This is a genomic window from Gilvibacter sp. (assembly GCF_013214815.1).
Lineage (GTDB): Bacteria > Bacteroidota > Bacteroidia > Flavobacteriales > Flavobacteriaceae > Gilvibacter.
Genome location: NZ_JABSPU010000015.1, coordinates 1 through 26853 on the forward strand (window position 1 = coordinate 1; position 26853 = coordinate 26853).

Annotated in this window: 32 protein-coding genes; 4 read left to right on the forward strand and 28 right to left on the reverse strand. The window is 44.4% G+C overall.

Features of this window, described 5'->3' with window-relative positions:
• The 6 genes from HRT75_RS04990 to HRT75_RS05015 all read right to left on the reverse strand — a co-directional run.
• Positions 1–2315, reverse strand: a 2315-nt coding sequence (locus HRT75_RS04990) for a DEAD/DEAH box helicase (protein ID WP_291183304.1), incomplete at its 3' end; no start/stop codon positions are given.
• 64 nt (positions 2316–2379) lie between these two features.
• Positions 2380–3180 carry a tryptophan-rich sensory protein gene (locus tag HRT75_RS04995; RefSeq protein ID WP_291183306.1) on the reverse strand — a complete coding sequence of 267 codons (801 nt, stop codon included), beginning with the start codon at positions 3178–3180 and terminating at the stop codon, positions 2380–2382.
• Positions 3181–3199: 19 nt separating this feature from the next.
• Positions 3200–3847: a ligase-associated DNA damage response endonuclease PdeM gene (gene pdeM, locus HRT75_RS05000; RefSeq protein ID WP_291183308.1), complete on the reverse strand. Its 648-nt coding sequence runs from the start codon at positions 3845–3847 to the stop codon at positions 3200–3202.
• 4 nt (positions 3848–3851) lie between these two features.
• On the reverse strand, positions 3852–6311 hold the full coding sequence (locus HRT75_RS05005) for a ligase-associated DNA damage response DEXH box helicase (protein WP_291183310.1): 2460 nt from the start codon (positions 6309–6311) through the stop codon (positions 3852–3854).
• Entirely contained in the window at positions 6311–7894 is a 1584-nt protein-coding gene (locus HRT75_RS05010) for an ATP-dependent DNA ligase (protein ID WP_291183312.1), read from the reverse strand. The genes HRT75_RS05005 and HRT75_RS05010 overlap by 1 nt, the downstream gene beginning before the upstream one ends.
• A gap of 4 nt (positions 7895–7898) precedes the next feature.
• Complete coding sequence (locus HRT75_RS05015) at positions 7899–8906, reverse strand: ligase-associated DNA damage response exonuclease (protein WP_291183314.1); 1008 nt, start codon at positions 8904–8906, stop codon at positions 7899–7901.
• 135 nt (positions 8907–9041) lie between these two features.
• On the opposite strand from HRT75_RS05015, the gene HRT75_RS05020 reads away from it, so the two are divergent.
• Positions 9042–9464 carry a TerB family tellurite resistance protein gene (locus tag HRT75_RS05020; RefSeq protein ID WP_291183316.1) on the forward strand — a complete coding sequence of 141 codons (423 nt, stop codon included), beginning with the start codon at positions 9042–9044 and terminating at the stop codon, positions 9462–9464.
• 10 nt (positions 9465–9474) lie between these two features.
• On the opposite strand, the gene HRT75_RS05025 is transcribed toward HRT75_RS05020, so the two are convergent.
• The 5 genes from HRT75_RS05025 to fbp form a co-directional block, all read right to left on the reverse strand.
• Positions 9475–10989: an ATP-binding protein gene (locus tag HRT75_RS05025; protein WP_291183318.1), complete on the reverse strand. Its 1515-nt coding sequence runs from the start codon at positions 10987–10989 to the stop codon at positions 9475–9477.
• 3 nt (positions 10990–10992) lie between these two features.
• The gene (locus HRT75_RS05030) at positions 10993–11478 is read right to left on the reverse strand and encodes a Rab family GTPase (protein ID WP_291183320.1); all 486 of its coding nucleotides are present in this window, start codon (positions 11476–11478) and stop codon (positions 10993–10995) included.
• Positions 11479–11540: 62 nt separating this feature from the next.
• Positions 11541–12368 carry a cell envelope biogenesis protein OmpA gene (locus HRT75_RS05035; protein ID WP_291183322.1) on the reverse strand — a complete coding sequence of 276 codons (828 nt, stop codon included), beginning with the start codon at positions 12366–12368 and terminating at the stop codon, positions 11541–11543.
• A gap of 12 nt (positions 12369–12380) precedes the next feature.
• On the reverse strand, positions 12381–12731 hold the full coding sequence (locus tag HRT75_RS05040) for a fructose 1,6-bisphosphatase (protein ID WP_291183323.1): 351 nt from the start codon (positions 12729–12731) through the stop codon (positions 12381–12383).
• A gap of 41 nt (positions 12732–12772) precedes the next feature.
• Entirely contained in the window at positions 12773–13786 is a 1014-nt protein-coding gene (gene fbp / locus HRT75_RS05045; protein ID WP_291183325.1) for a class 1 fructose-bisphosphatase, read from the reverse strand.
• A gap of 84 nt (positions 13787–13870) precedes the next feature.
• Between fbp and HRT75_RS05050 the strand changes: the two genes are divergently transcribed.
• The 3 genes from HRT75_RS05050 to HRT75_RS05060 are packed head-to-tail and all read left to right on the forward strand — an operon-like array spanning position 13871 to position 17436.
• Positions 13871–14350 carry a GNAT family N-acetyltransferase gene (locus HRT75_RS05050; RefSeq protein WP_291183327.1) on the forward strand — a complete coding sequence of 160 codons (480 nt, stop codon included), beginning with the start codon at positions 13871–13873 and terminating at the stop codon, positions 14348–14350.
• Positions 14337–15596 (forward strand): aspartate kinase, encoded by a 1260-nt coding sequence (locus HRT75_RS05055; RefSeq protein ID WP_291183329.1) that lies wholly within the window; start codon positions 14337–14339, stop codon positions 15594–15596. Before HRT75_RS05050 ends, HRT75_RS05055 begins: the two co-directional genes overlap by 14 nt.
• 28 nt (positions 15597–15624) lie before the next feature.
• Positions 15625–17436 (forward strand): lysophospholipid acyltransferase family protein, encoded by a 1812-nt coding sequence (locus tag HRT75_RS05060; RefSeq protein ID WP_291183331.1) that lies wholly within the window; start codon positions 15625–15627, stop codon positions 17434–17436.
• Between the two features lie 5 nt (positions 17437–17441).
• Here HRT75_RS05060 and HRT75_RS05065 read toward each other — a convergent pair whose 3' ends face one another.
• The 17 genes from HRT75_RS05065 to HRT75_RS05145 form a co-directional block, all read right to left on the reverse strand.
• Complete coding sequence (locus tag HRT75_RS05065; RefSeq protein ID WP_291183333.1) at positions 17442–18401, reverse strand: MBL fold metallo-hydrolase; 960 nt, start codon at positions 18399–18401, stop codon at positions 17442–17444.
• Between the two features lie 22 nt (positions 18402–18423).
• Positions 18424–18840, reverse strand: coding sequence for an arsenate reductase ArsC (locus HRT75_RS05070; protein WP_291183335.1), 417 nt, complete (start codon positions 18838–18840; stop codon positions 18424–18426).
• A 5-nt stretch (positions 18841–18845) separates the two neighbouring features.
• Positions 18846–19328 (reverse strand): GNAT family N-acetyltransferase, encoded by a 483-nt coding sequence (locus tag HRT75_RS05075; RefSeq protein ID WP_291183336.1) that lies wholly within the window; start codon positions 19326–19328, stop codon positions 18846–18848.
• A gap of 3 nt (positions 19329–19331) precedes the next feature.
• A complete protein-coding gene (locus tag HRT75_RS05080; RefSeq protein ID WP_291183338.1) occupies positions 19332–19820 on the reverse strand; it encodes a DUF6428 family protein in 489 nt (162 codons plus the stop codon).
• 11 nt (positions 19821–19831) lie between these two features.
• Positions 19832–20155, reverse strand: coding sequence for a metalloregulator ArsR/SmtB family transcription factor (locus HRT75_RS05085; RefSeq protein WP_272830519.1), 324 nt, complete (start codon positions 20153–20155; stop codon positions 19832–19834).
• 72 nt (positions 20156–20227) lie between these two features.
• Positions 20228–20635 carry a TM2 domain-containing protein gene (locus HRT75_RS05090; RefSeq protein ID WP_291183342.1) on the reverse strand — a complete coding sequence of 136 codons (408 nt, stop codon included), beginning with the start codon at positions 20633–20635 and terminating at the stop codon, positions 20228–20230.
• A 33-nt stretch (positions 20636–20668) separates the two neighbouring features.
• Positions 20669–21055 carry a VOC family protein gene (locus HRT75_RS05095; protein ID WP_291183344.1) on the reverse strand — a complete coding sequence of 129 codons (387 nt, stop codon included), beginning with the start codon at positions 21053–21055 and terminating at the stop codon, positions 20669–20671.
• A 1-nt stretch (position 21056) separates the two neighbouring features.
• On the reverse strand, positions 21057–21188 hold the full coding sequence (locus HRT75_RS05100) for a hypothetical protein (protein WP_291183345.1): 132 nt from the start codon (positions 21186–21188) through the stop codon (positions 21057–21059).
• 45 nt (positions 21189–21233) lie between these two features.
• Positions 21234–21512, reverse strand: coding sequence for a DUF4199 domain-containing protein (locus HRT75_RS05105; RefSeq protein WP_291183347.1), 279 nt, complete (start codon positions 21510–21512; stop codon positions 21234–21236).
• 126 nt (positions 21513–21638) lie between these two features.
• Entirely contained in the window at positions 21639–22058 is a 420-nt protein-coding gene (locus HRT75_RS05110) for a response regulator transcription factor (RefSeq protein WP_291183349.1), read from the reverse strand.
• A 5-nt stretch (positions 22059–22063) separates the two neighbouring features.
• Entirely contained in the window at positions 22064–23005 is a 942-nt protein-coding gene (locus HRT75_RS05115) for a 2-hydroxyacid dehydrogenase (RefSeq protein WP_291183351.1), read from the reverse strand.
• Between the two features lie 3 nt (positions 23006–23008).
• Positions 23009–23377, reverse strand: a complete 369-nt coding sequence (locus HRT75_RS05120) for a cupin domain-containing protein (RefSeq protein WP_291183353.1) — start codon at positions 23375–23377, stop codon at positions 23009–23011.
• Positions 23370–23771 carry a thioesterase family protein gene (locus HRT75_RS05125; protein WP_291183354.1) on the reverse strand — a complete coding sequence of 134 codons (402 nt, stop codon included), beginning with the start codon at positions 23769–23771 and terminating at the stop codon, positions 23370–23372. Before HRT75_RS05125 ends, HRT75_RS05120 begins: the two co-directional genes overlap by 8 nt.
• Positions 23768–25123: a magnesium transporter gene (gene mgtE, locus HRT75_RS05130; RefSeq protein ID WP_291183356.1), complete on the reverse strand. Its 1356-nt coding sequence runs from the start codon at positions 25121–25123 to the stop codon at positions 23768–23770. Before mgtE ends, HRT75_RS05125 begins: the two co-directional genes overlap by 4 nt.
• Complete coding sequence (gene rsmA / locus HRT75_RS05135) at positions 25101–25895, reverse strand: 16S rRNA (adenine(1518)-N(6)/adenine(1519)-N(6))-dimethyltransferase RsmA (RefSeq protein WP_291183358.1); 795 nt, start codon at positions 25893–25895, stop codon at positions 25101–25103. The genes mgtE and rsmA overlap by 23 nt, the downstream gene beginning before the upstream one ends.
• Positions 25895–26203, reverse strand: coding sequence for a DUF4286 family protein (locus tag HRT75_RS05140; RefSeq protein ID WP_272830507.1), 309 nt, complete (start codon positions 26201–26203; stop codon positions 25895–25897). The genes rsmA and HRT75_RS05140 overlap by 1 nt, the downstream gene beginning before the upstream one ends.
• Positions 26200–26853 (reverse strand): hypothetical protein, encoded by a 654-nt coding sequence (locus tag HRT75_RS05145; protein WP_291183363.1) that lies wholly within the window; start codon positions 26851–26853, stop codon positions 26200–26202. Before HRT75_RS05145 ends, HRT75_RS05140 begins: the two co-directional genes overlap by 4 nt.

The following is a 26853-nucleotide window of genomic DNA, read 5'->3' on the forward strand; positions in this document are numbered from 1 at the left end:
TGAATGTTCTCAATACGGTTGTGGACAAAGAATGCCTGACCTCCTCTGGAGATCTCGTATTGCATAGCGTCGCGGATCGCCTCTTCAGAAAAGCGAATCACCCGAGTTTCAATAGGGTAGCGGTTGGCAGGTGGTGTATTGATCACCGAGAGGTCTCTGGCGGCCATCAAACTGAATTGCAGCGTTCGCGGAATAGGTGTTGCTGTTAGAGTGAGCGTATCCACATTTTCCTTGATGGTCTTGAGCTTGTCTTTTACGGCTACGCCAAACTTCTGCTCTTCATCAATAATCAGCAGTCCCAGGTCTTTGAATTTGATCCCCTTATTGACCAGCTGGTGCGTCCCGATCACAATATCGAGTTTTCCACTTTCCAAATCCTCCAAAACTTGATTGCGCTCTTTGGTGGTTCTAAAGCGATTCAGATAGTCAATATTGACTGGCAAACGCTTCATGCGTTTGGAGAAACTCTTATGGTGTTGAAAGGCCAAAATGGTTGTTGGAACCAGAACCGCTACTTGTTTGCCATTATCCACCGCTTTAAATGCAGCACGAATGGCTACTTCAGTCTTTCCAAAACCAACGTCTCCACAGACCAAACGATCCATCGGGCGCTCGCTCTCCATGTCGCGCTTTATATCCTCCGTGGCTTTGGATTGATCCGGAGTGTCCTCATAAATGAACGACGATTCCAGCTCGTGCTGTAGGTAAGAATCCGGAGCGTACTGAAAGCCTTTTTGCAAACGACGCTTGGCGTAAAGTTCAATAAGGTTAAAAGCAATTTCTTTGACCTTCTTCTTGGTCTTTTGCTTGAGTTTTTTCCAGGCGTTGGAGCCCAATTTGTAGATCTTCGGAGCGGTGCCGTCTTTGCCGTTGTATTTAGCAATCTTGTGCAAAGAGTGGATACTCAGATACAAGATGTCTCGTTCACCATAAATAAGCTTAATGGCTTCTTGGAATTTGCCTTCCACCTCTATTTTTTGTAAACCGCCGAACTTCCCGATCCCGTGATCTATGTGGGTCACATAATCGCCTACTTCCAGGTTAGTCAATTCCTTTAAGGTGATGGCCTGTTTTTTGGCGTAACCGTTTTTAAGATGGAAACGGTGATAGCGTTCAAAAATCTGGTGATCCGTATAACAAGCCGTTTTGGACTCAGCATCTACAAAGCCGGAGTAGAGTGAGAATACGGCAGTTTGGTATTGGACATCATCCGCGGCGTCTTCTAAAATATCTTCAAAGCGTTTGGCCTGTTGTACGGTGTCGCAAAAGATGTAATTGGTATATCCTTTCGCGTGTTTTTGCTGGAGGTCTTTGATCAGAACCGGGAACTGCTTTTTAAAGGGCGGTTGCGGTTGTGTTTTAAATTCGATGGTACCATCGGCAGGAACTTCTGCCACATGGGTAAACGATTCCAGCAATTCAGAAAATGTGGTACCGTTGATAAATAGCTCTGCCGGTTTGAGTTGTTTTATCGTCTGATCGAGTTCGGTAAAGGCCGTCTCCGCTTTCTCAAAGAAATCATCCAGTTTTTCTTCTATCAAGCGTTGGTTGGCGGTGAATACCACGGTCTTTCTGGCAATGTATTCCAAAAAGGAAGCGCGTTTTTCTTCCAACATTTTGTTGGCCACATTAGGGATGATTCCGATGCGTTTTATTTGTTCGGTGGAGAGCTGGGTTTCTACATCAAAGCAACGAATACTGTCCACTTCATTGCCAAAGAACTCCAAGCGATATGGCTCGTCATGAGAAAAGGAGAATACATCTAAGATCCCTCCGCGTACAGAAAACTCTCCGGGTTCAGTGACAAAATCAACGCGTTTAAACTGATAGGAGAATAGCACTTCGTTCACAAAGTCCAGTGAAAGTTCATCTCCCACTTTAACGCTCAAAGTGTTGCGCTCCAGTTCTTTTCTGGTCACTACCTTCTCAAAAAGTGCTTCAGGATAGGTGACTATCAGGGCTGGTTTTTTGCGGGAGTTGATCCGATTCAATACTTCGGATCTAAGCAGTACGTTTGCGTTATTGGTTTCCTCAATTTGATACGGACGGCGGTAGCTCCCAGGGAAGAACAGCACTTCCTGATCGCCTACTAATTGCTCCAAGTCGTTGAGGTGATAAGCAGCTTCTTCCTTATCATTAAAGACGCAAAGGAAAGGTCTTTCGGATTCTTTAAAAAGCTGAGCAACTACAATAGAAAAGGCAGAACCGTGTAGGCCCGAAAGTGTTGTTCTCGCTTGATTTTTGGATATAACTTCCCCTAGTTTTCTTAGTGAAGAAGACTCTTTGAACACCGATTGTACCAGCGTTTTGCTCATGGGATGGCAAAGATACTGCCTTCCTTTGGGAATTTAAAACAACTTTTAAAGCAAAAAGTGAATTTTAACGCTTGCCGTAGTATTCCAGCAGTTTGAACAGCGGATTGGTCTTCCAGTTCTTAAGGGCGTGTAAAGTGCTGCTTCCGATTAAAACACCCATAACTAGCATGGCTGTATTGGCAATAAGTTCCTGGGTATGCCAATTGGCCACAGCAATGGCGCCCAAAGCCCAAGCGCCAACTAAGGCAAATTCTCGCATATTGCGCTTCCAGGTAACGGCCAAGTTGACCGCTCCCGCAACAAGTATCACAACAATGGTCCAAGTGACTTCAGATACGCCCAAACCATCCCAATTGGTTTTGTGTAAATAAGCAGAGATATTGGCAATACTCGCCACGGTGATCCATCCGCTGTAGATCACAAAAGGCCACCATACAAAGGCAATGGTCGGGATAGCAGCGTCATAAAGTTCCATCCCATTTTTAACCACAATGACCAGTAAGGCAATCAATATCACAAACATGCAAATCACTGACCATCCAGTCCATTCGTAGAGCCAACAAAAGATCCACGCCATATTGGCTCCACAGGAGAGTAAAAACCAACCGGCCGTCTTTTCCAGAAAAGAATCGTCACGCACTTTGCCAAAGGCAGCAACCAATCCGTAGATCGCAAAGCCAATGAGCAGCAAATAGATCAGTCCCCAAATAGCAAAAGCATAACCTGAAGGGGTGAAAAGGGTGTTCAAATCGTCAGAAACACCACCAATGGTTTTCCCAGCTATAGCTCCAGTATTGGACAGGTAATTGACATAAATAGTTGCAACTAAAGCAACCGCATTGAGGAGTGCGTAAATTTTTTTCATCTGTTTAAAGATACGCAAATTAGGGCGTCTCGTGAAGGGCCAGAAGTTCGCCTTCGGCAATGGCGTAAATGCGGTCATCGCTGCCCGGACGCAATACATGTTTGCCCGTAAAACTGCCAAAAGCGGGCAAGATCATTTGTTTGCCGCTGATAAAAAAGCAAGGTAAGCTTATGGATTGTCTTCCTACACCACGCAAGCGAACGCCAGGATGAATATGTCCGCTTATAGTGAACTGTTCTGGCTTATCTTCCGGTATGTGGGTGAGTTGAAGATCACCAAGTGCACCAACCTCACATGTAGTTATTCCCAAGGCATCATAACGGCTCAAAGGAATGATATCATGATTCCCTAAGACCAAGGTGGTTTCCGGCTTTCGCTCTTGGGTCCATCGGGCAAAATAATCCCACTCTTTGTTGGTGTGGCTGTGGAATAGATCGCCTAAAAAATAGATGCGATCGGTTTTAAAATCTTCCATAGCGATGTCCAACTTATCAAAGTTGGATTGAATAGCTGCCGTTGGAACTGCAGCCCCGTGTTTTCTAAAATGACTCACCTTACCCAGATGCACATCGGCGATAAGCAGGCAATCGTATGCCGGGACATACAAAGCACCACTGGGGTGTCCCACACATTCCAATCCGCCGAAATTGAACGCTAAAGTCTTCATGGAATTAGTCTTCATATTGCACGCGCATGCGTTTGATTCTATCACTGAGTTTTTCCGAGCTCATTTTTTCGCGCAACCTATCGGTAATGATCGGGAAGCTGAATGGCGTTGGCTTTTCACAAGGGCGCCATTCCATATCCTGATTGCAAATACGCTCTAAAGCAATACGCAAACGGCCTTCTTCTAACTCGTGCTCAAAGGTCTCTCGGTAGGCTTGCTGCAAAAGTAAATTATCGGGCTCAAAATCCTTAAAGACCTTAAACAGCAAACGCGAATTGCTTTGCAAGTGTTTGGTCTTGACCGTCTTGTTGGGATAGCCTTGAAACACCAAGCCACTGATCACAGCGATGTCTCTAAACTTTCGGCTTGCCATCTCTGTGGCGTTGATACTTTTTTCCAAGTCTTGCAGTAAATACTCCGGAGTGAATAAGTCGTTGTCAAAGATGAGTTGTACATCCCAGAATTGATCTGAGAGCAATTCAAAACCGTAGTCGTTATAAGCCAAAGAGAAACTGATAGGGATCAGCAAACTGATCCTGTAGGCCAAAATATGACTTAAGGCTTCGTGCACAAATCGACCTTCAAAAGGGTAGAAGACCACGTGGAAACCTTCTCGGGTTTCAAAGGATTCTATCAAGAATTCATAAGAAGCCGGCACTATAGATTCCTGCAATTGCCGTTCAAAAATATGACTCAGGGCGCGCAATTCTCGTGTGTGTGATTTATAAGCGCTACTACTTTGTAGTTCTTCTCTGAGCAGCTGACTCATTTGGGAGGAAAGCGGCAAACGTCCGCCCATAAAACTCACTACATTGCTGCTGCGTTTTTTAGATTTTCTAACCTGAGCGGTCATGTTTCTCAGGCGGACCAATTCCAGCGTTCGCCCAGCAAAGACAAAGGTGTCTCCAGGTTTCATCTTGCCCAAGAACCATTCTTCTACTGTCCCGATAAAACCACCGCTCACGTATTTGACCAACAGCATGGCATCACTTACAATGGTGCCAATTGACAAACGATGCATCATGGCGATCCTACGATCAGTAACCTTGAAAAGTCCGTCTTCTTGAATCAGAACTTTTCGGTATTCGTTATAAGCTTCTAAACTTTGACTGCCTTTAGTGATAAAATTCAAACACCATTGCCATTGCTCTTCGGTCAGACCTTGAAAACAAAAGGTGCGTTGTACTTCTGGGAATATCTCCTCAGGTTTAAAACCGTCACTTACAGCCAAAGTGACCAAGTATTGGATCAGCACATCAAAGCAGAGTAAAAAGGGCGTGCGATCTTCCATTACGGATTCTGTCACGGCGCGTTTTAAGGCCGAGGCTTCAACCAATTCCAAAGCGTGGGTGGGTAAAAAGTAGATCAAACTCGGTTCGCCAGGGCGGTGGTTGGAGCGCCCGGCGCGTTGTAAAAATTTAGCAACGCCTTTTGGACCGCCAATTTGAATGATCGTCTCCACGGGAGCAAAATCCACGCCCAGGTCTAAACTTGAAGTAGCCACCACAGCTTTGAGCGATTCATTGCGAATAGCTTGTTCTACCCAAAGCCGTGTTTCTTTATTGATACTCCCGTGATGCATGGCGAGGGCACCTGCCAGTTCCGGGTGCTTTTCTAATATTTTCTGAAACCAGATCTCGCATTGTCCGCGGGTGTTGGTAAAGATGATGGTAGTCTTGCTGGCTTCAATGATGGGAATGATCTCTTCTAATAAATGTAAACCCAAATGACCACGCCAAGGGAAGGTTTCCATCTTCTTTGGGATGATGGATTTGACTTTGACTTTGGGTTTGCGTTTCGCCCTGATCAGGACTCTGGGTTTTTCCTGCTCGGTAGAATCGCCCATCAAAACATCCATGGCTTGATCTAAATTACCAATTGTGGCAGAGATCCCCCAAATACGCAGTTTTGGGCAAATGGTCTTTAAGCGAGATAAGGCGAGTTCCATTTGTACCCCGCGCTTAGAGCCAAGGAGTTCGTGCCATTCGTCAACCACAACGGCTTCTAAGGTTTTAAAGAGTTTGGGATAGTCCTTGCTGGCCAAAAGCAGCATGAGACTCTCGGGAGTAGTGATAAGCAGATCCGGCATAGAACGCTTTTGTTTGGCACGTTCTGCTTGGGTGGTGTCTCCCGTTCTTATTCCTACGGTTAAGCCGGTTTCCAATTCATCGGCCATACGTTGGGCCGCTTGTTGATTCTCAACGGATAGGGCTCGCAGCGGCGTGATCCAAAGGGCTTTGATCCCTTTTTTGTGTTTGGTTTTATACTCCGGATTGGATTTGATATAAGACAAGACGATTGGAGTCCAGAGCGCATAGGTCTTCCCACTGCCCGTAGGCGCGTTGAGCAGGCCGTGCTTGCCCTGCAGGTAGGCGTTCCAAGTTTGCTTTTGAAACGGGAACGGATTCCATCCGCGGCCTTCAAACCAGCCCTGGGCGATATTTAAAAGTTCTTCGCGCTTCATTAAGGGATGAGGGCTTTGAGATCTTCTAAACTGTTTGCCTGATCAGGCTTTTTGTCTTTGCGCCAACGGTGTATTCGCGGGAAGCGTGTGGCAACGCCACTTTTATGGCGTTTGCTGGCGGCGATGCCTTCAAAAGCGATTTCAAAAACATGCTGAGGAACCACGGAACGCACGGGTCCAAAGCGTTCCAAAGTATTCTTTTTGATCCAGCTGTCAACCTCTTTGAGTTCGGCATCAGTAAGGCCGCTATAGGCCTTGGCAAAAGTGACCAGAGCCCCTTCATGCCAAAGTGCAAAGGTGTAATCTGTAAAGAGGTTGGCCCTACGTCCGTGTCCGCGCATAGCATAGGTAAGTACCGCATCTATGGTAAACGGATCCACTTTCCATTTGTACCATTCACCGCGTTTTCTGCCCACACCATAATGCGAATCCTTGCGTTTAATCATGAGGCCTTCACTGCGTTTTTCTCTAGAGCGCTCTCGCTCTGCAGTGGCCTCTTTCCAATTTTTGAAATGCATGGTACTGCTGAGGTAAAGTGGTGTTCCCCTTCCAATCTTTTTAACCAGTTTATCCAAAAGTTCCCGGCGCTGTATAAAAGGAGTACTTCTTAAGTCTTGCCCCTGCCATTCCAGTAAGTCATAGGCAATCAGAATCACTGGGTGGGTCTCCAAGAGTTTTTTGCTGATGTTTTTGCGCCCGATGCGCGTTTGCAACAAGTTAAAATCGCCAATTTGTCCGTCGGGAAAACAGACAATCTCGCCATCCAAAACGGTCCCTTCTGGAATGAGATCAAGGAGTTTGTCAAATTCTGGATACTTGTCGGTAACTAATTCTTCGCCTCGACTCCAAACAAAATGAGTGCCTGCTCTAAAGATCAGTTGGGCACGAATCCCATCCCATTTATGTTCAAAACTGTATTGGGAAATGTCTCCCAGCTGCTCAACTTCACCTTCTACAGCATGAGCCAAAAAGAAGGGATAAGGCCTGGAAACCGCAGCAGCTTCGGATGGAGCTATGATCAGTTCTTCAAAACTGATCGTCTTTGGGTCCCAATTTCCCATGAGTTTAAAGGCGAGCTCATCCGTATCAATACCTGTAGCCTGTCCAAGGGCCCGCGTCATCAGTTTTTGACTTACACCGATTCTAAATCCTCCAGTAATGATTTTGTTGTAGACAAAACGCTCATAATAGTTGAATTGATCCCAGCGCTCCAAAATTGTGGACTTTCTTACATCTTCGGTTTGAGAACCTAGAGCAGCAATTTCATTGACCACTTCAGTTAGTGACATTTCGGTACTGCCTTTAGGGTGTGGTAAAACCAAAGCGATGGTCTCTGCCAGATCACCCACAATGTGATAGCTTTCCTCAAAAATCCAAGCGGGAATGTTGGCCAGTTCGGTAGCCCAAAGTCTAAGCAGCGTAGTGTTAACAGGGCGCTTGGGTCGGCGGTGAGAGAGTAGGGCTATGGTCCAAACTTTATCGCTGTCCGCAGCTGTTTTAAAATAATTGGCGAGTGCCTCAACTTTTTGGTTGGTCTTGTTGGTGCTGTCTAAGGCTTTTATGAGTTGAGCAAAGGCTTTCATAGACTTAGGCAGTTTCTTGAGTTTGGTCTATGGTTTCTGCTTCATAAGCCGTAGCCTCTGTTTTAGCGTCTAAGCCTAATTCTTCACGGAGGTAGCGGGAGAAGATCTCTGTATAGCCGTGTGTTGCTATAACTTGCTCGCAGCCCGTTGCTTTTACTGCGGTGAGCAGATCCTGCCAATCTGCGTGATCACTCAATACGAATCCCTTGTCTAAGGCGCGTCTTCTTCGGGCGCCTCTAAAGGTCATCCATCCACTGGCGGCAGCGGTAGTTTGTGCTCCGATCTTCCTGATCCAAGCGGCATTTTGCACTCCTGGAGGTGCTACTATCAGGGATCCTTTCAGCTCTGATTTGTCCATACTAGTGTCAAGCAAGGTAAATTCTGGCAGATCAAAATCTTCGGACATGGCTTTGTTGAGATCGTAAATGGTTTTGTGCACGTAGATAGGACCGATGTCCGCATTGACATTTTTTAAAATACGTTGGGCCTTTCCTAAACTGTATCCGAAGAGCAAAGAAGTAACATCGTCGGATCTATTGGTAGCCCACCACGAATCGATCTCATTAAATACCTCTTCTTGTGGCTCCCAAGAAAAGGCGGGTAAACCGAAAGTACATTCGGTAATGAAGGTGTTGCATTTGATAGGCTCAAAAGGAATGCATAGACCGTCGTCTTGTAATTTATAATCTCCAGTGAACACCCAAACCTCGCCTTTGTACTCCACCCGCACTTGTGCAGAGCCCGGAATATGTCCCGCAGGATGCAAACTGAATTTCACTCCATTGACCAAAAGTGTCTCGTTCCAATCCAAACCTTGAACTTGAAGTTTGCCCAAACGGTGTTTGATAATGGGAATATTGGTCTTGTGGGTGATATACTGCCCGTGGCCGTAACGCGCATGGTCTGAATGCCCATGAGTTACAATGCATTTAGGGACCTTCCGCCAGGCGTCCAGATATACGTCTGCCTGCGGACAGTAAATGCCGTTTTTATTAAAAACCAATAGGGGCATGGGAGTAATTTTTGCTCCCTATAAAAATACGACAATTCCTGCGGTAGCCTTGCTTGCATTTTTAGCAAAATTGGAGGCCGATTGCCTGTTAGAAATGAGAAGATACTGCTATATTTGCAGCAATTAAGTAAAACTATGTCGTTTAAGAATCTTTTTCAGAGTTACGAACACTCAAGAAACCTGAGCCACTTTGCCGCTTTGGTGAGAATTGCCGCAGTAGATAACGAGCTCAACGAGCAAGAAATGGCCCGTTTGGATCGCTTTGCTAATAAATTGGGAATCCACGAATCTGAGCAAAAAGCAGTCCTTAAAGATCCAACTTTGTATCCGATCAACCCGCCAAATTCTCATGAGGTGCGTTTACAGCTGCTACACGACATGTTCTCCATCATCTTTGCAGACAACCAGATCGACGAAGACGAACATCATCTATTGGTGCGTTATGCGGCTGGTCTTGGATTCAATAATGAGCAAGCGGAGAAATACATCAAACGCTCCATTCAGATTTATACTGGAGGTTTAGACTTCGAAGACTACCAATATTTGGTGGAAAAGTAAGCCGAGCGGCCTACTTCTCCTTTTCTTTAAACGCGGCCTTGATTGCTTTAACGAGCTCTTTAGGCTGATACGGTTTTGTCAAATAGGCTGAGATACCAAGTGCTTCAGCTTCTTTTTGATATTCTGCTCCCGCCATGGCTGTAAGTACAACTACTGGAATTTTCTTGGTTTTGCGTTCTGCACGCAGTCGCTTCAAGAATTCAATTCCATTGAGGATCGGCAGGTCCAGATCTAGTAAGATTACGTCGTAGGACTTAAGGTCAATAAGTTGCAGTGCCATTTCCCCGTGCAAGGCCAGGTCCATTGAAATAAAACCTTCATTGATCAGGATCTTCATGATCAGCATTTGATCCAATTCTGCGTCGTCAACGCAAAGTACGCGAATGCGCTCATCCACGTCGATAGCCTTTTTACGAGGCGGTTTTTTCTCCGCTCGAAGCGGAACTTCAAAAGGTAGCGATACCTCGAACTGTGTTCCCTCTCCCACCTTGCTTTTAACCTTGGTTTTTCCTTTTTGAAGTTTGACCAGATCATCCACTATTTTAAGTCCGAGTCCTTGTCCTTCTGTTGGTGAGAGCAGTTGGTCAATCTGATAATAAGAATCAAAGATCTTAGGTAGTTCAGCGTCCTTGATACCATATCCGGTATCTGAAACACTAAAGCGTAATGAGACCTTTTTGGCACGAGAATAGTCCACGCTGATATCCAGCAACACCTTCCCTTTGGGGGTGTTCTTAAAGGCGTTGTCTACCAAATTGATCAAAATCTGCTTAACCCGTATAGGATCTCCAATCAGCACTGCAGGGACATTGTCATGCATATTGACCTCAAATTCAATCCTCTTAGTTTTGGCCTTGAGGCTGAACATATCTTTCAAATGCTTGGTCACATCCTTCATTTTAAAGGACACGCTTTTCAAATTCAGTGTTCCCTGACTGATCTTGGAAATATCCAACAGATCATTGAGCAATTCCTCAATATGCAATCCGGTTTGACGTACAATCTTGAGCATCTCTGCTTGATCGTAATTCAGGTTGCTGTCTTTTAGTAAATTGACAAAGCCCATCATATTGCCCAAGGGTTTGCGCAATTCATGACTGAGCTTGGAAATAAAGCTGTTCTTAAGAGCCTCTTTTTCATTGGCTATGGTTTGTTCAACCAACAATTGGTTCGCCAGAATAGTGTTTTCATTTTTTTCTTGTACCACCGGATGCGATCTGCGATAGTGCTCCGAAAAGTCATAAAGGATAGCGATCAATTCTCCATCTCCGTAGCGCAGTTCAATGTCCAATACAAACTCGTTTTCGTCTGTTTTCAGGTTGACACAAGGGAACTCTAAAAGTTCGGCCTCTGCACTGACTAAGGGTACAATAGCTTCGAAAAAAGGATCTATATCCTGCAGGCTACTGCCTTTTTTGAGTGGGATCAAGGCATCATCACTGGCCGTGACCTTCCCAGACATATCGGTGGTAATGATCTGAACTCGCTTTTCAAGCAAGTCAGATTTAAAACTCTTTAAACTCATAGATTACAGCAGTTCTCTGGCCAATTCTTCAAAGACCGTAGCGACATTGGTTCCTTCCTTTGCGCTGGTTGTGATGACTTGTTCCAGTTTGTTTTTAGTGAGAAATTCATCCAGATCGTTTCCATCAAAAAGGTCGGCCTTGTTCCCAACAATCTTAACGGGGGCTTTTGGATATTGCTTTTTGATAAACTCTAGATTTTCGTTGAGGTTGTTAAACGTGATCGGACGGGTCAGATCAAAGACGTACAGGAATCCGTCGGTTCCTAACATATAGCTAGAACGCATGTTTTCTACTTTAGCGTTTCCTTCTAGATCCCAGATGATCAAATTCACCTGATTGTCGTCCAATTCGATCTGCTTTTTCTTTACCTGAACCCCAAGGGTTACCAGATAATCCTCGCTAAAGGCGCTATCAACATAACGTCTCACTAAGCTGGTCTTTCCAACTCCAAAATGCCCTATCAGCACAATTTTTTTAGATACTTCCATCTAATACGTGGTAATTTTAGTTGTCAATTATTTGCTTTGCAATTTGTGTTCCAAACTTAAAATTAGGTGTTGTCTAAATAGTCTTCAAACATAGAAGCTAAGAAGATGTCTACGTTTTCACGTTGCGCGTTAGTTAACAACTCACTTAAGGTGTCGCTGTTTTCAAGGATTAGGTCTTCAATTTCGTTTTCGAACTGCGGCGTTAGGTTACCGGAAACCACAACAGCCATATAGTACGAATGGAAATTCTGAATTTGGATTTTGTAGAGTTCGTAGTCAATCCCTTCCAGATTTTGGCTTTCGCCCTGAAAAGCATCTTCTACAAAACTCTTAATGGCAGTCAACATGCCAGAGATCAAGTCTTTGTCCAGAGTCTGTTGGTTGGAATAATTGCCCAAGAGCATTCCAGACCCCTTCTTAATCACAAACACTTCCATCAGTTCTGGAGCATCCAGTTCACTCAAAATAATGTCGCTTTCCTTCACTCCGGTAAACAGGGCTTTGAGTTTGCGTTGTATGCCCTTAAGCGTAAAGGTATTGTTGACCTTATTATTGATGTTCTCTGATAGCAGCGCGAGTTCATTTTGTATGTAACGCTTCACCATTTTTCCCATTATGGGATAAAGCGCTTCCACCACTTGATCTTTACTATTTGCGATCTGTTCTTTGAGGGTTTTGGTGATTACAGGACCCAATCGCGTAGGGATTTCCTCCACAAATTGTTCCATGTGTTCCTCTAATATGGGATCGACTTTTTTTGCTAGTTTTTCTTTGGACTCGAGGGTCTTTGTAATGGTATCGAGGCGTTGGGAAATGGCATCGGCAACCTCCCTGTCATCAATTAACAGGATATCCCGAAGCAGGTTGAGTTTATCCTTTTGCTCGACCATAAATGGTATTTCTTAGGAGCGTAGCTTTTCTCCCAATTTGATCAACAGATCTCCGAGTTCGTCTTTATTAACCTTAGCCTTGTCAACGTTTTCCGTTTTGTCGTTGAGTGCATCTTCCAGGTCAGTGATACGAATATTGATGTCAGTGGTCATGGAGTCTATAGACTGCATGAGTTCGTTGCGAACTTGATCGATATAGTCCTCGAGTTCTTTTTTGCGGTCCTGAATTTCTTGTTTTAGGGTATCGAACTCACTGTCGTATTGTTCGATATTTTCTCCAAAGATCAGCTGCTTAATCGCTTCGATCTTGGAACCAGAATCCATGGCTTCACCTTGGGGGGTTTTTGTTTTTTCCTTCGCCATAATCTTACGTTGAAAAGTAAATGTACTAAAATTCGTGTTCTTTAGGCCTTTGCAGCCTTTTTCATACAAGATTCTGCTTTTTCGACCATAGTTGTCGATCCGCAGAAAAAGGGGACACGTTGATGCAATTCTGTAGGTTCAATGTCTAGAATTCGCTGGAAACCATTGCTGGCTTTTCCTCCGGCTTGTTCCGCCAAAAAGGCCATCGGATTGCATTCGTAAAGCAAGCGCAGCTTGCCGTCTGGATTCTTAGAAGTGCTGGGATACATATAGATCCCTCCTTTGATCATATTTCTATGAAAGTCAGATACTAAAGAGCCGATATAACGAGAAGTATACGGTCTATCGCCTTCTTCCATCTGACAGTATTTGATGTAATCTTTCACCCCTTGAGGGAACTGGGAATAATTCCCTTCATTGACCGAGTAGATCTTTCCATCATCCGGAAATTTCATATTCGGGTGGGATAAATAATAGGTTCCAATCGCTGGGTTGAGCGTAAAACCGTTAACCCCATGGCCTGTCGAATAAACGATCATGGTTGAGGTACCGTAAATGATGTATCCGGCGGCAACTTGCTTGTTACCTGCTTGGAGAAAATCAGCGGCGGTCACAGGCGTCCCAACAGGCGTTACGCGTCGGTAGATAGAGAAAATAGTACCCACAGAGACATTCACATCTATGTTAGAGGAACCGTCTAAAGGGTCAATCAAGACTACATACTTGTGTTGGTTGTTTGGGTTTCCATCTTTAATGGCGATGAAATCATCCTCTTCTTCACTGGCAATCCCGCAAACAATCTCTCGGTTGGTCAAGGTTTTAATAAAGGCCTCATTGGCAAAGACATCCAATTTTTGCTGATCCTCGCCTTGAATGTTCATGTCACCTGCAGCGCCTAATATGTCAACCAAACCGGCTTTATTTACCTCGTGATTGACCACTTTTGCAGCGAGTCTTATAGAGTTGATGAGTCTTGATAATTCACCGGAAGAGTATTTGAATTCATTTTGATTTTCGATGATGAATTCGCCCAGCGTTTGGTTTCTGATAGCCATGGAAGTAGTTGATGAGAATTTAGAGCAAATATCGTTAAAATTCACAAATAGCCCCGATATTTGTGGTATTACAAAATCATTAAAATGATTCGAGAAGCCCGAAAAGAGGACGCCCCAGCAATGCTAGCCTTGATCAAAGAACTGGCGGTATTTGAAAAAGAACCCGATGCTGTTTTGATCGATACCCAAACCTTAGTAAGGGAAGGATTTGGGGAGCGACCACTTTTTAAGTGTTTTGTGGCCGAGATAGATGGAGCAGTGGTCGGTATGGCCTTGGTCTACTTCCGATTCTCTACCTGGAATGGCCGCGGACTCTACTTGGAAGATCTTATAGTCACGCAAGCCATGCGCGGTAAAGGTCTTGGAAAGGCACTCTTGGATCGTGTGATCCAGTACGGCAAGCAAGAAGATGTTGGCCGTATTGATTGGGTGGTTTTGGATTGGAATGAATCAGCCATACAGCTTTATGAGTCCATTGGCGCCAATCTTTTAAAGGATTGGTATATCGCTCAAATGGATTGCAAGGCTATTGCTAATTATATGGAGAAACATGCGAATATTTAAATTCGGAGGAGCCTCTGTCAAAGATGCCACAGGGGTTAGAAACTTAAAAAGAGTGTTGGAGAATACTGGCAGCAGTGAGCTGGTAGTCGTTGTGTCGGCAATGGGTAAAACCACCAATGCCTTAGAGGCAGTGGTAAGCGCCTATTTTAAAAAGGACGATTCTGTAAAAGCCGCGATAGAATTTTCCAAACAGTACCATCTGGAGATCTTAAAAGAGTTGTTTCCCAATAAAAGCCACGGCATTCATCAAACCATTAAAGACTTTTTTGGAGCTCTGGAGGATTTTCTGACCCATAACCGCTCCGAGACGCATGCTTTTGTTTACGATCAAGTGGTGAGTTTTGGAGAGTTGATCTCTACCACGATTGTATCTACTTTTCTCAACGAAAATGGCCATAAGAATACGTGGCTGGATGTACGCAGTTGTATCAAAACAGACAGCAATTATCGCGATCCCCGTGTGGATTGGCAGTTGACCCAAGAGCTTATCAAAAAATCGGTGGATCGCAAAGGTCTTACTATAACCCAAGGATTCTTGGGCTCGGAGGTGAACAACAACTTTACCACGACCTTAGGGCGAGAAGGTTCGGATTATACCGCGGCGATCTTTGGCTATTGTCTGGATGCAGAAAGCGTGACCATTTGGAAGGACGTTCCTGGTGTTCTGAATGCGGATCCACGACATTTCTCTAAAACGCAATTGCTGAATCATATTTCGTATCGAGAGGCGATAGAATTGGCCTTTTACGGAGCCTCGGTAATTCACCCAAAGACGCTACAACCTTTGCAGCGCAAGGAAATTCCGCTTATTGTGCGATCTTTCATTAAGCCAGAAGACCCAGGAACCTGCGTGACCAAAGGCAAGGCGCTAGACCCTATGGTCTCTTGTTTTATCCTTAAGAAGGATCAAGTACTTATTTCCCTTTCTTCTTTGGATTTCTCCTTTATGATGGAGGATCACATTGGTGAAGTCTTCAAGCTTTTGCATCAGTATAAAATGAAGGTGGAACTCATCCAGAATTCGGCCATTAGTTTTTCTGTGGTGGTGGATAACAAATTCAAACGCCTGCCTGAACTTTTAACCCAGTTAAAACAACAGTTCAGTGTAACACATTATGAAGGGGTGACTCTTTATACTGTCCGCCATGCCAAACCAGAGGAAATCAAGGCTTTAGTAAAGGGGCAACAGGTCCTTCTCAAGCAGGAAGCACAGGAAACCGTTCAGGTGGTTATCGGGCAAAGTTAGATTCCCTATATTTGGGGGCAATACTGCCATGGGATTAGTTAACGCAAAAGAGGTAGCCACGGCCGTTGGGCTCAAAAAATTCGGTATTCTTGGGACTTTTATGGGGTGGACCCTCATGAAGATCCTAAAGATCGATACGCTCAATAAAATCTACGATAAACACAAGCACCTCAATGATCTGGAATTTGTCACTTCGCTACTGGATGAGTTTGAGATCAAATTTGAGATTCCAGAAGAAGATTTAAAACGTATCCCAAAGAACGGGCCTTTTATAACTATTTCTAATCACCCGTTAGGAGGAATTGACGGCATTCTATTGCTCAAACTGCTCTTGCAAGATCGTCCCGATTTTAAGATCATTGCGAATTTCCTTTTACACAGAATTGAGCCTTTGAAACCTTATGTGATGCCGGTGAATCCTTTTGAGGACAGAAAAGACATCAAATCCAGCGTTACCGGTTTTAAAAACGCCATTGGTCATCTGCGCGACGGTCATCCATTAGGTATTTTCCCCGCAGGAGAAGTCTCTACCTACAAGGATGATAAGCTTATGGTTGACAAGCCTTGGGAAGTCGCTGCGATGAAGCTCATCAAAAAGGCCGAGGTGCCTGTGGTGCCGATCTACTTCCACGCTAAAAACAGTAAACTCTTCTACCGTTTGGCCAAGATGAGTGATACTTTGCGCACGGCTAAGCTTCCTTCAGAATTATTGACTCAAAAAGAGCGGCTGATCAAAGTGCGAATCGGAAATCCGATCTCAGTTAAAGATCAGCAAGAACACGAGACCTTGGAGAATTTCACGGAATTCCTCCGTAGAAAAACATACGTGCTGGCCAATCCTTTTGAAAAGAAAACCCTCATTGAGAGTATTCCAAAGACCTTAAAGATCCCTAAGGCTCCCAAGAAGATTGCCGGGCCGGCTTCTACAGAAGCCATGCTCAAGGAAGTGGAAGTGCTAACAGCAGATGATAAACGCCTGCTGCAAAGTAAAAATTACGAGGTTTTCTTAGCACCTGCCGCACGGATTCCGAACATTTTGCAGGAGATCGGGCGATTGCGTGAGATCACTTTTAGAGAGATCGGGGAGGGGACCAACAACTCTACAGACCTGGATAAATTTGACAGCTATTACCACCATATGTTCCTTTGGGATAGCGATAAAAACAAGTTGGTTGGTGCTTACCGCATGGGACTAGGTTCTAAGATCTTTGCGGAGTATGGAATTGACGGATTCTACTTGCAGGATCTCTTCAGATTTGAACCGGAACTTTACCCCATGATGAGCAAATCCATAGAAATGGGCCGCGCCTTCATCATTAAGGAATACCAACAAAAACCGATGCCGCTCTTTTTGCTGTGGAAGGGAATTGTGCACACTACGCTGCGCTTCCCAGAGCATCGCTACTTGATCGGTGGGGTGAGTATCAGTAATAAGTTCTCAGACTTCTCTAAGTCTTTGATGATCGAGTTTATGAAGTCAAACTATTACGATCCTTACGTAGCCCAGTATATCAATCCAAAAAAGGAGTACAAGGTAAAACTTAAGGATGCCGATAAGGACTTTATTTTTGATGAGACCGAGGCTGATCTGAACAAGTTTGACAAGCTCATTGACGAGGTGGAGCCGGGAAGTCTGCGTTTGCCGGTGCTTATTAAAAAGTACATCAAGCAAAACGCCAAGGTGGTTGCCTTTAATGTGGATCCTTTGTTTAATAACGCGGTTGACGGTTTGATGTATATCAGAATTGCAGACTTGCCTGAGAGTACCGTAAAACCAGTTATGGAAGAGTTTCAAGCAGAACTGGAGAAGAAGTACAGCCTCCGATATGAGGAGGAATAGATCGCCTAGAGCGCAAAAACCTCCAAAGGTTGCGCAATATGATATCCCTTATTAAGTATTGTTTTTGTTGCTTCGGATGAAGGGTCGAGCGCTGGATTGGTGTGGTTAAAGTGAATAAAATACACGCGTGATTTCAGCTCATATGTCAAAGAATCAAAAAGCGCCATGCTCTCCTCAATGGACGGATGCGGAATCTGTGACATATCGCGTCCACCGAGTTCATCTCCACTATAAAAGGTAGCGTCCAAAAAGGCATAATCGACTTTTCCAATCCAATCGATTATTGATTCTTTCCAAATCGCCCATTTGTCAATGTCTGGTATGAAAAGCGCAGATTTATTGGGTCCAACGATATGATAGCCCACCGTTTCTGAATATTCATCGCGGTGTGGAACCAAAATAGGGGTCACTCGCAGTTCGCCCGATAGATTCACCTCAGTAGAATCCATCTGTTGCAAGCTTATATTGTTATTTTCACTCAACGCACTCCAAGGAGCATTAGCTCTGAGGAATTCATCCATTCGAGGCATGGCGTAAACAGGAACTGATTTTGTCGAAGCAGCTTCCTTGCCCAAATGCATTAAACCCGAATAATGGCCAATATGCGCATGAGTCAAAAAGATCCCTGCTGGAATAGGGTCGCTACCGGGATTGGCTTTTTGCAACCAAGCCAATTGTTTGCTAATGTCTGGAGTGGCTTCAAAGAGGTAGTTTTTCTGTGTGTTTGAATCTACCAAGCCTAAGGAAACCACAGCGTCTAAGGGGTTGGGATTGCCTATTTTATGGGCGCAGCAGGATTTTTGACATCCTAGTTGAGGAGCACCGGCATCTTGCAAATTTCCCAGTACAATTAGGGAAGTCCGATTTACGGTAGGTACGGATACGGTAGGAGCAGATTGTTTTTTAGGCTGTTCACTGCATCCTATCAGCAATACACTGATCCATAAAATAAAAACACGCTTCACCCTATGAAGATAAGGCTAAGTTTTAAAAGTGTGTTGAGGCGAAGTCTGTTACGTAAGCTTTAATCTCATCACGAGCTTTGTCAAAAGCAGCCCGAGTATCCTTCTCAGAGCCTTCAAACTTAGATGGATCGTAAAAGTTGTGATGCAAACGCTGAGCATTTGGAGCAGGGATAAAGGGGCAATTCTCATAGGCGTGATCACACACCGTAATGATGAAATCCCAGTCAATTCCTGCATACTCATCTACGTGATTTGAGGTGTGGCTTGTAATATCTAAACCAGCGCGTTGCATAGTTGCAACCGCTCCTGGATTGAGGCCATGAGTTTCAATTCCAGCGCTATATATGGCTGCTTGGTCACCGAGTTGTTGGTTTAAAAATCCGTGGGCCATTTGTGATCTGCAACTGTTACCGGTGCATAAAACCAAGATATTTTTCATTTGGGCTATGTTATGTTGTTTCTGTGTTCCATTAATACGTTGTCGTACCATTTACCGTCTCGCTTGGCAATGCGCTTGCGGACTCCAACGATGCGAAATCCGCATTGTTCGTGCAAATAAATACTGTGTTTGTTCTCTGCAAAGATTCCTGCTTGGAGCGTCCAGAACCCAGCAGCCTTGCTTGCTATAATGAGGTGTTTGAGTAGTTTGCGTCCAATGCCTTGTCCGCGGAATTCAGAGGCAATGTAAACAGTGCTTTCTGCAACGCCTTTGTAAACCTCGCGTTTAGAGGCTGGACTCAGGGCGCACCACCCAACAACTCGGTCATCCTTTAAAGCTACAAAGCGACAGGGCTTCATAAACTTCTTCTTCCAAGTTTTCCAATCTGGGACCTCAGTCTCAAAAGTGGCAATACCCGTGTCTAAGCCGTCACTGTATATCTGTGCGACTTCTTTAAAATGCTTCTTCTTGAGTTGTTTAATTTCCATTATTTAGCAACATCCGCTCCCAGGACTGCAGCTGTTAGTGGCTTCTGCCATGGCTGGCTCAGGCACACCGCAAATATCTTTGGCCTTACAGTCTGTAGGAGCTACCGCTAACTTAAGCAAGATCTGATTGCCTCTTATTTCGTAATCGTTAACAAAAAGTTGTGCCGTGTGAAATACCGAGTTTCCATATTCAAAGCGAACCACGGAGTTCCTATCATAGGCGCGCATTTGCCCAACCTTTTTTAGGATCCCTAATGCTTTGAAGGCGGTCATATATTCGGTTTTACCCAGTTCTTCAGGACTCTCCCAAAGTTGGATCACCGTTTCGTTCCAGCCATCGGCACGGGCTCCACAGTCTACGGAGTCAATGACAACATGCTTTACTTCTGTAATATGATAGTTCGCTCCAACGAGCTGCCCTGGGCTGTATTCAAAGAGTAGAGCTGCGTTTTTTTGTTGGTCGAGCAGGTTGAATAATTCTTGTGTGTTCATGAGTTGTGGTTTTAACAACATTTAGCTTCTGTAGACTCAAAGAAATCCTGGAAGAGTTCTTTAAGCAATGTAAGTCTGGATTTGTTGATGGTGTAATATTGGCTCTTCCCCTCAAAGCGACTTTTGAGTAAGCCAGATTTTTTAATTACCTGTAAATGCTGAGAAGTGGTAGGCTGAGAAAGCCTGATCTTTTCTGCAATGTCTTTGCAAAGGCAGCCTTCACAATCTCCGATATAATTGAGGATCGAAATCCGAGCAGGATGCGAGATCACTTTTGCGAGGTCTGCGAGTTGATTGGCCTTTACTGAATGTATATGTCTTTTAGATACTCCCATAATGTTATATTGCAATATTACGATAATATAATATAAAAACAAAGCCTTTCGTTAAAAAGGCTTTTAATGTTTTTAGAACCAAGGTCGCTTATTCTCTTGATACGTATGGTAAAACTCTGCGTCTGATTTAGTGAGGTAAATAATCCCTTCTACTAAGGTCACTACCCAAATGGCCCAGGCAAACAAACCAAAGGTAATTACACCCAGAATCAGGGTGCCTACTAATAGCATGATTCCCTCTTTGTTGTATCCCAAAACAAATTTGTGCAGTCCAAATCCACCAATGACGATGGCTAATACACCAGCTAAAACCCGCTTGTTGTCCTTTGATTCGCGCAGTTCGTTCCAACTTTCTTTGATATTTCTGGCTGCTTCTTCTGCAGCATCACCTGCCTTAGAGGCTGCTTCGCGCGCCTTTTCTGTCGCGTTCTCAAAGCCGTCAAAGATATCGTCTGTTTTGTTTTTACCTGATTCGCTCATGGCTGCTTGAAGTTTTACCTAAAAGTAGCAATTTTATAAAAAGGCACTGTCAATAGGTTCCCACAATTCAATCTTGTTGCCTTCATTGTCAAGGATCCACCCAAACTTGCCGTAATCATAGGTTTCCATCTCACCAACTACAGTGACGCCTTCTTCTTTTAAGGTCTTAAGCAAACCTTCCAAATCGGCTACTCGAAAATTCATCATGAATTGTTTTTCGCTGGGCTTGAAGTATTCAGTGTCTTCTTTGAAAGGACTCCATTGCGTGCTACAATCGTTTCCCTCGGCGTCCTTCCACCAAAAAGTGCATCCGCAGTCATCGGTGTTTAAACCTAAATGCTGCTTGTACCAATCTTTAACTGCTTTTGGATCTCTGGTCTTAAAGAAGAATCCGCCCAATCCGGTTACTCGTTTTTCCATCTTATGCTTTGCGTTTAAGGATTAGGGCAGAGATCAAAGTAATGATCATACCTACAAACATGGCTATAAAGAACATCAGTAGGCCTAACATCGGTGTGCTGTATACTTCTGCTTCCACGCCTTGGGCTTTCATTTCTTCGGCGTAATTTACCGCCCAATCTGGATCAATGATCCCGGTTTAGATCATATCAGCAATAGCGATTCCCAAAGACCCCATGGCGCTTATTCCCAATCCGACTAAAAGGGCATTTCCAAAACTTACTGCACCGCCATTCACACGATCCCTATAGGCTTTGATTCCAAAATAGATCATAGAAAGTGCAATGATGATTCCGGCATAACCCAAAATTTCACTGTTGCCGATTTCCCACTGCAAGGACAGTAAAAGGGTAATTCCAAAGAGAACCAGGCCTGCAATTAAAGATCTGATTCCGTACTTGATGATAGTTGATTTCATGTTAGTTGATTTTAAACTTGAACTTGAACTTCTCTACTTAGAAGCACAGTTCAAAAGTATGTTGCCGCAGTTGCAGACGGCTCATACTAAAGTACCAAATTCAATTTTTATGGAATTTTCGGACTCCTACTTTGGTACGATTTGTAGTTCCTGAGCCCGCTTGAGCGCTTCAGTTCGGCGTTTTGCGTCTAGCTTTACTAAAAGATTTGAGACGTGGGTTTTTACGGTGCTTTCTGAAACAAACAACTGCTCTCCGATCTCTTTATTGGAAAGACCATCCGCTAGCGCTTCCAAGACTTCTAACTCTCTTTTGGAGATTCCGAGCGTATCAATCATGACCAAATCTTGGGTCCAAGTTTGAGCTTCTTTGGGTTTTGCTTTAGAATATCGGTAAACCCAAATCCCTATTCCAAAAAACACCAAGGCGAGAACTGCTAAGATCCATTCGGCCTGAAAATCACTGCTCAGCCAAATGCGTTTGCTGGTTTCAAAAAGCAGCATGAGCAAAATCACAATCGCGCCAAAGACCAGAATGATTCGCTTCATAATTCTTAGTTATCAAAGGCGTTGGTAATCTTGTCTACTATGGTTTGGGCCAGCTTTTCCAAACTCTCTACTGTCCAGCCGGCAATATGAGGGCTCAAGATCACCTGATCCATGTCCAGAAGTTCTGCCAGTGCTTTAGGCATCTTGTCGGCTTCAAATAAAGACTCAAAAGAGCTCTTTTCATATTCAAGCACGTCCAATCCTGCTCCGAGTACTTTACCTCTATTTAAGGCACTCACTAAATCCGCAGTGACTACAGATTTGCCTCGGGCGGTATTGATTAGGAAAAAGGGTTTGCTAAAACCATCGATAAAATCTGCATTCACCATTTTATCCGTAAGGGGCGTCCAAGGCGTGTGCAGGCTGATCACATCAGCTTCCTTTTGCAAGGTTTGAAAATCTACTTGTTGGGCATTTTCATCGCCTACATCAGCTAGAATATCATAACAGAGCACACGGCATTCAAAGCCACGAAGTTTACGCGCAAAGGCTTTTCCCATATTGCCGTAACCAATGATGCCAACGGTGCGATAATCCAGCTCCAAGCCGCGATTGGCCTCTCGGTTCCACTGTCCTTTTTTGATCTGCTGATGCGCAGGGATCAATTTGTTCAGCAGCCCAAGCAGCATACCCAAGGCATGTTCACCCACCGCATTGCGATTGCCTTCTGGAGCTGAGAAAAGCTGAATTCCCTTTTCATGGGCAACTGCAGCATCAATGCTTTCCATTCCTGCGCCAACCCGTGCGATGAATTTCAATCGTTCACCTGCTTCCAAGAATTCCTGATCAACCGTGATACGACTTCTTAAAACGACCCCGTCAAAATCAGGAAGTATATCTAAGGCTTCTGATCGAGTTAGGGTATAGCCTTCTGTATTCTGATGGCCCGCAGCCTCGAGCTGCTGGGTAAGCAAAGGATGATTCTTATCTAGATGGAGGATTTTCAAAGCTTAGATCTTTGGGTAGGAGCTACGTGTTTTTTCATGCTGCACGGCTCCAGTGTGTTTGGTGCTGAGTTTTTCGAATAGCAACAGCTGTACTTCCTGACCGTCCTGGGTTTTTGGGCAATGTTCAACCCCTTTCGGAACTACGATGATCTCGCCTTCATTGACGGTTTCTACCCGATCTCTAAAATGCATTAAAAGCGTTCCCTTCTGCACATAGAAAAGTTCGTCTTCTTCCTCGTGGGCGTGCCAAACGAATTCTCCGGTGATCTTAGCCAAAAGCACTTGCATATTGTCTACAGTTGCAATTTGATGCGGATGCCAATGATCGCTGAATCGGCTAAATTTTTCCTGAATATTTATCGGTTTACTCATCGATAAACAAATTACAAATTTCCTCTGGAATTAAAGTGGGTTTCTTGCTGTCAGCTTTTAAAAGACACCAAAGGGTTTTAGCGCTTACCAGTAGTTTGTCTGTTTGCTGATTGTAAATTTCATAGCGCCTTTCAGAGCGAACTCCAGCATTGCTAGCAACCCATGTTTTGATCAATAATTGTTCTCCCAGTAAGGCTTCCATCTTGTATTCGATCTCCTGCTTTAAGACGAACCAAACATAATCTTCAAGCTGTTTAGGCGTCGCGTTTTGTGTCCAGTGCTTTTCCGCAGCATCCAAACACCATTGCAGGTAAACCAGATTATTCACGTGGTTGCGAACATCAATATGCTCCTCGCGAACAGTTATGGTTTGCGTAAAGACTTGTGGGGTCAAAACTGAAGTATAAGCTTAGAGAGGTAGAAGAATAAAAAGATCCCAAAGATATCGTTGCTGGTGGTGATAAAGGGTCCTGTTGCAATAGCCGGATCAATGCCGCGCTTGTCCAAAATAATGGGAACAAAGGTCCCGATAAGTGCAGCAATGATAATTACGGAAAGCATAGAAACAGCAATAGTCAAACTAAAGGCGACCGTGTATCCCATTATAGCGCCGAAAAGCATGACCAATCCGCCCAAGGCAATTCCGTTGATCAGACTCAATCCAACCTCTTTTAGCAATCGCTGCCACAAGCTTCCTTTAACCACATCGTTGGCCAAACCTTGTACGATGATCGCACTAGATTGTACGCCTACATTACCAGCCATAGCCGCGATCAATGGGGTAAAGAAAAACAAGGCCTTGACTTGAGGATCCGCCATCAGGTCTTCAAAATCTTCTAAAATGAAAACAGATGCTAAACCACCAAAAAGGCCTAATACCAGCCAGGGCAATCGGGCTTTGGTGAGTTCAAAAATAGAGTCATCGGCTTCCACCTCCTGCGTAATACCTGCTGCTAATTGGTAATCTTTCTCCGCTTCCAGTTTGATAAAATCTATAATATCATCAATGGTAATTCTGCCGAGGAGTTTGTGATGCTCATCCACCACAGGAATGGCTTCCAAGTCATATTTATTCATGATTCGGGCCACTTCTTCTCCGGTGCGATCGACAAAAACAAAGTCCACACGAGGAATATAAATGTCGCTGAGCTTAGCCTTTTCAGGAGCAGTGAGCAGATCTTTTAGGGACAGGCGGCCAATGAGTTTTTCGTCTTTGTCCACCACATAAATGGAATGCACACGTGTCACGTTTTTGGCTTGTCTGCGCATTTCTCGCACGCAGCCAGCAATCGTCCAAGTATCTTTAACGCGTACGAGCTCTTTCGCCATGAGTCCACCGGCACTGTTCTCATCATAGGTGAGTAGCTCGCGAATTTCTTGAGCGTGTTTCTCATCCTTGATCTTGTCGATTACCTCTTCAACAATGGCGTCATCCAATTCCGCGACCACATCGGCCGCATCATCGGTGTCCATCTCTTCCAACTCGCCTGCAATTTCCTTCGGAGATAGATTGTCCAAAAGATCCTCACGCAGGTCTTCATCCAACTCCATTAAGGCGTCAGAAGTAGTTTCAGAATCTAAGAGGCGAAGCAGGTAAGTAGCGTCTTCCAGATTGAGCTCATCCAAGATCTCAGCAATGTCCGCATAGTGGTAGTCACCCATTAAAGCTTTGAGCTGGGTGTCCTCGGTTGACGCGATGTGCTGTTGAACCTGGCCGATTAACTCACCTGTGATCTGCAAGGCCATCTTGCGCTATTTTTTGAGTGAGTTCGACAAACCCGGAAACCGAAAGGCGTTCCGGACGAAGCTCAAAGATAGCATCTTCTTTCAACTTATCAGACAAATCAAAGGATTTTAAGCTGTTGCGTAAGGTATTACGCCTTTGATTAAAGGCGGTTTTGACCACTTTAAAGAATAGGCTCTCATCACAGGGTAGTTGGTAATTTTCCTTGCGACGCATGCGCATCACACCACTGTCCACTTTGGGAGGTGGATTAAATACCCCGGGAGCCACGGTAAAGAGATATTCCGTTTCAAAAAACGCTTGTGTAAGTACCGAAAGGATGCCGTAAGTCTTATTGCCCGGACCTTGACAAATGCGTTGGGCAACCTCCTTTTGAAACATGCCTGCAAATTCCAATACTTGTTCTCTAGCTTCAATGGCTTTAAAAACGATCTGAGAGGAGATGTTGTAGGGGAAATTCCCTATGATTCCCAACTGGACATCGCCAAAACGCTCTTGCAGATCGGCCTTTAAAAAATCGGCCTCTACAACAGTGAGATTGGATTGTAGATAAGTAGCATTGAGGTATTCAATGGATTCGGTGTCGACATCCATGGCGGTAATGGGTTTACCTGTTTCTATGAGAAACTCCGTGAGTACGCCCGTACCAGGGCCAATTTCAAGCACTTGCTCATAACCTTCAAAAGACAGGGTCTCACGGATCTTTCTGGCAATATTCTTGTCGACCAAAAAATGTTGGCCCAAATGCTTTTTGGCGCGTACCGGGGAAGCCATTACTGTTCGCTTACAATTTCTAATTCTGTTCTAAAGGCCACAAATTTGCCTTCAAAGCGCTTGCTTTCTCCTCTTAGTCTCGGAGCATCTTCTGCGTAGTAACGCTTGAGTGTATCTGCATTCGGAGCCGTGTACTGTACCGAATAAGTAATGCCGCCCATTTCTTCCTCCACCAAGACTCGTGTCATTAAGGCTTTGGTAAACTTTTTAGTGGCGAGCATGTCTGGAATATGTTCGTTTTTCATCCAATCCACCCAAGTGTCGTGAATGGATTCTTCAATATTTATAGTGACGTTATAGATGATCATGGGGTGGCGTATTTGTCTAAGAAGGCGCTTATTTTGGCCTGAGTTTCTTTGTATTTTTCCATGCGCGCTGCGCTTTGGAAATTCATGGTTCCCAAGGCGTTTTTAAAGCGAGGATCTTTATAGGTTTCAGGGGATTGAGTGCTCAATTGGAACAGGTCAAATTCATTCATGACGTAAGGCAGGTAATAGCTGCTAAAGACCTCTAAATTGATCTCTTCATAGGCGTCTGTCCAACGAAAATATTCATAGAGGTTGATGATATCGTTCTTGAGTTCAAAATCCTTAATAAAACGAACATCGCCAGATTGAATCAATGATTCATAGGCGTTGCGTTTAAGATAGACAGATACAAAATCCAGCTGCCCCATACTCAAAGCGTTTATGGAATCCCATTCTTTTTCCATAGCGATAAAGCCGAGCAGTTTACCTAGGTTTTTCTGTGAATTTTCTCCTCTCACAATAGCTGCGTCAACCATTTCCAGATTGATCCTGCATTCTGAGATCAAGTTTTCCATATGTTGATCTACCAGTAGATCGTTTTGCTTTTCTTGACGGCAGGAATCCAACTGGAAAGCCAGTAAAATCCCAACAATAACAACCACGAACTCTAAACCGTGGTTGAGCCAGTCTATCTTTTTAGATTTTGCCAT

What these genes read in the sequence shown, in the direction of transcription:
- HRT75_RS05060 (WP_291183331.1), top strand. Translation starts at nt 15,625, where the DNA reads ATGGGATTAGTTAACGCAAAAGAGGTAGCCACGGCCGTTGGGCTCAAA.
- HRT75_RS05120 (WP_291183353.1), bottom strand. Translation starts at nt 23,377, where the DNA reads ATGAGTAAACCGATAAATATTCAGGAAAAATTTAGCCGATTCAGCGAT.
- HRT75_RS05085 (WP_272830519.1), bottom strand. Translation starts at nt 20,155, where the DNA reads ATGGGAGTATCTAAAAGACATATACATTCAGTAAAGGCCAATCAACTC.
- HRT75_RS05070 (WP_291183335.1), bottom strand. Translation starts at nt 18,840, where the DNA reads ATGAAAAATATCTTGGTTTTATGCACCGGTAACAGTTGCAGATCACAA.
- HRT75_RS05140 (WP_272830507.1), bottom strand. Translation starts at nt 26,203, where the DNA reads ATGATCATCTATAACGTCACTATAAATATTGAAGAATCCATTCACGAC.
- HRT75_RS05005 (WP_291183310.1), bottom strand. Translation starts at nt 6,311, where the DNA reads ATGAAGCGCGAAGAACTTTTAAATATCGCCCAGGGCTGGTTTGAAGGC.
- HRT75_RS05080 (WP_291183338.1), bottom strand. Translation starts at nt 19,820, where the DNA reads ATGAACACACAAGAATTATTCAACCTGCTCGACCAACAAAAAAACGCA.
- mgtE (WP_291183356.1), bottom strand. Translation starts at nt 25,123, where the DNA reads ATGGCCTTGCAGATCACAGGTGAGTTAATCGGCCAGGTTCAACAGCAC.
- HRT75_RS05075 (WP_291183336.1), bottom strand. Translation starts at nt 19,328, where the DNA reads ATGGAAATTAAACAACTCAAGAAGAAGCATTTTAAAGAAGTCGCACAG.
- HRT75_RS05090 (WP_291183342.1), bottom strand. Translation starts at nt 20,635, where the DNA reads ATGAGCGAATCAGGTAAAAACAAAACAGACGATATCTTTGACGGCTTT.
- HRT75_RS05010 (WP_291183312.1), bottom strand. Translation starts at nt 7,894, where the DNA reads ATGAAAGCCTTTGCTCAACTCATAAAAGCCTTAGACAGCACCAACAAG.
- HRT75_RS05100 (WP_291183345.1), bottom strand. Translation starts at nt 21,188, where the DNA reads ATGAAAGCCCAAGGCGTGGAAGCAGAAGTATACAGCACACCGATGTTA.
- HRT75_RS05020 (WP_291183316.1), top strand. Translation starts at nt 9,042, where the DNA reads ATGTCGTTTAAGAATCTTTTTCAGAGTTACGAACACTCAAGAAACCTG.
- HRT75_RS05050 (WP_291183327.1), top strand. Translation starts at nt 13,871, where the DNA reads ATGATTCGAGAAGCCCGAAAAGAGGACGCCCCAGCAATGCTAGCCTTG.
- HRT75_RS05145 (WP_291183363.1), bottom strand. Translation starts at nt 26,853, where the DNA reads ATGGCAAAATCTAAAAAGATAGACTGGCTCAACCACGGTTTAGAGTTC.
- HRT75_RS05030 (WP_291183320.1), bottom strand. Translation starts at nt 11,478, where the DNA reads ATGGAAGTATCTAAAAAAATTGTGCTGATAGGGCATTTTGGAGTTGGA.
- HRT75_RS05110 (WP_291183349.1), bottom strand. Translation starts at nt 22,058, where the DNA reads ATGAAGCGAATCATTCTGGTCTTTGGCGCGATTGTGATTTTGCTCATG.
- HRT75_RS05105 (WP_291183347.1), bottom strand. Translation starts at nt 21,512, where the DNA reads ATGAAATCAACTATCATCAAGTACGGAATCAGATCTTTAATTGCAGGC.
- HRT75_RS05025 (WP_291183318.1), bottom strand. Translation starts at nt 10,989, where the DNA reads ATGAGTTTAAAGAGTTTTAAATCTGACTTGCTTGAAAAGCGAGTTCAG.
- HRT75_RS05015 (WP_291183314.1), bottom strand. Translation starts at nt 8,906, where the DNA reads ATGCCCCTATTGGTTTTTAATAAAAACGGCATTTACTGTCCGCAGGCA.
- HRT75_RS04995 (WP_291183306.1), bottom strand. Translation starts at nt 3,180, where the DNA reads ATGAAAAAAATTTACGCACTCCTCAATGCGGTTGCTTTAGTTGCAACT.
- HRT75_RS05055 (WP_291183329.1), top strand. Translation starts at nt 14,337, where the DNA reads ATGCGAATATTTAAATTCGGAGGAGCCTCTGTCAAAGATGCCACAGGG.
- rsmA (WP_291183358.1), bottom strand. Translation starts at nt 25,895, where the DNA reads ATGGCTTCCCCGGTACGCGCCAAAAAGCATTTGGGCCAACATTTTTTG.
- fbp (WP_291183325.1), bottom strand. Translation starts at nt 13,786, where the DNA reads ATGGCTATCAGAAACCAAACGCTGGGCGAATTCATCATCGAAAATCAA.
- HRT75_RS05040 (WP_291183323.1), bottom strand. Translation starts at nt 12,731, where the DNA reads ATGGCGAAGGAAAAAACAAAAACCCCCCAAGGTGAAGCCATGGATTCT.
- HRT75_RS05035 (WP_291183322.1), bottom strand. Translation starts at nt 12,368, where the DNA reads ATGGTCGAGCAAAAGGATAAACTCAACCTGCTTCGGGATATCCTGTTA.
- HRT75_RS05095 (WP_291183344.1), bottom strand. Translation starts at nt 21,055, where the DNA reads ATGGAAAAACGAGTAACCGGATTGGGCGGATTCTTCTTTAAGACCAGA.
- pdeM (WP_291183308.1), bottom strand. Translation starts at nt 3,847, where the DNA reads ATGAAGACTTTAGCGTTCAATTTCGGCGGATTGGAATGTGTGGGACAC.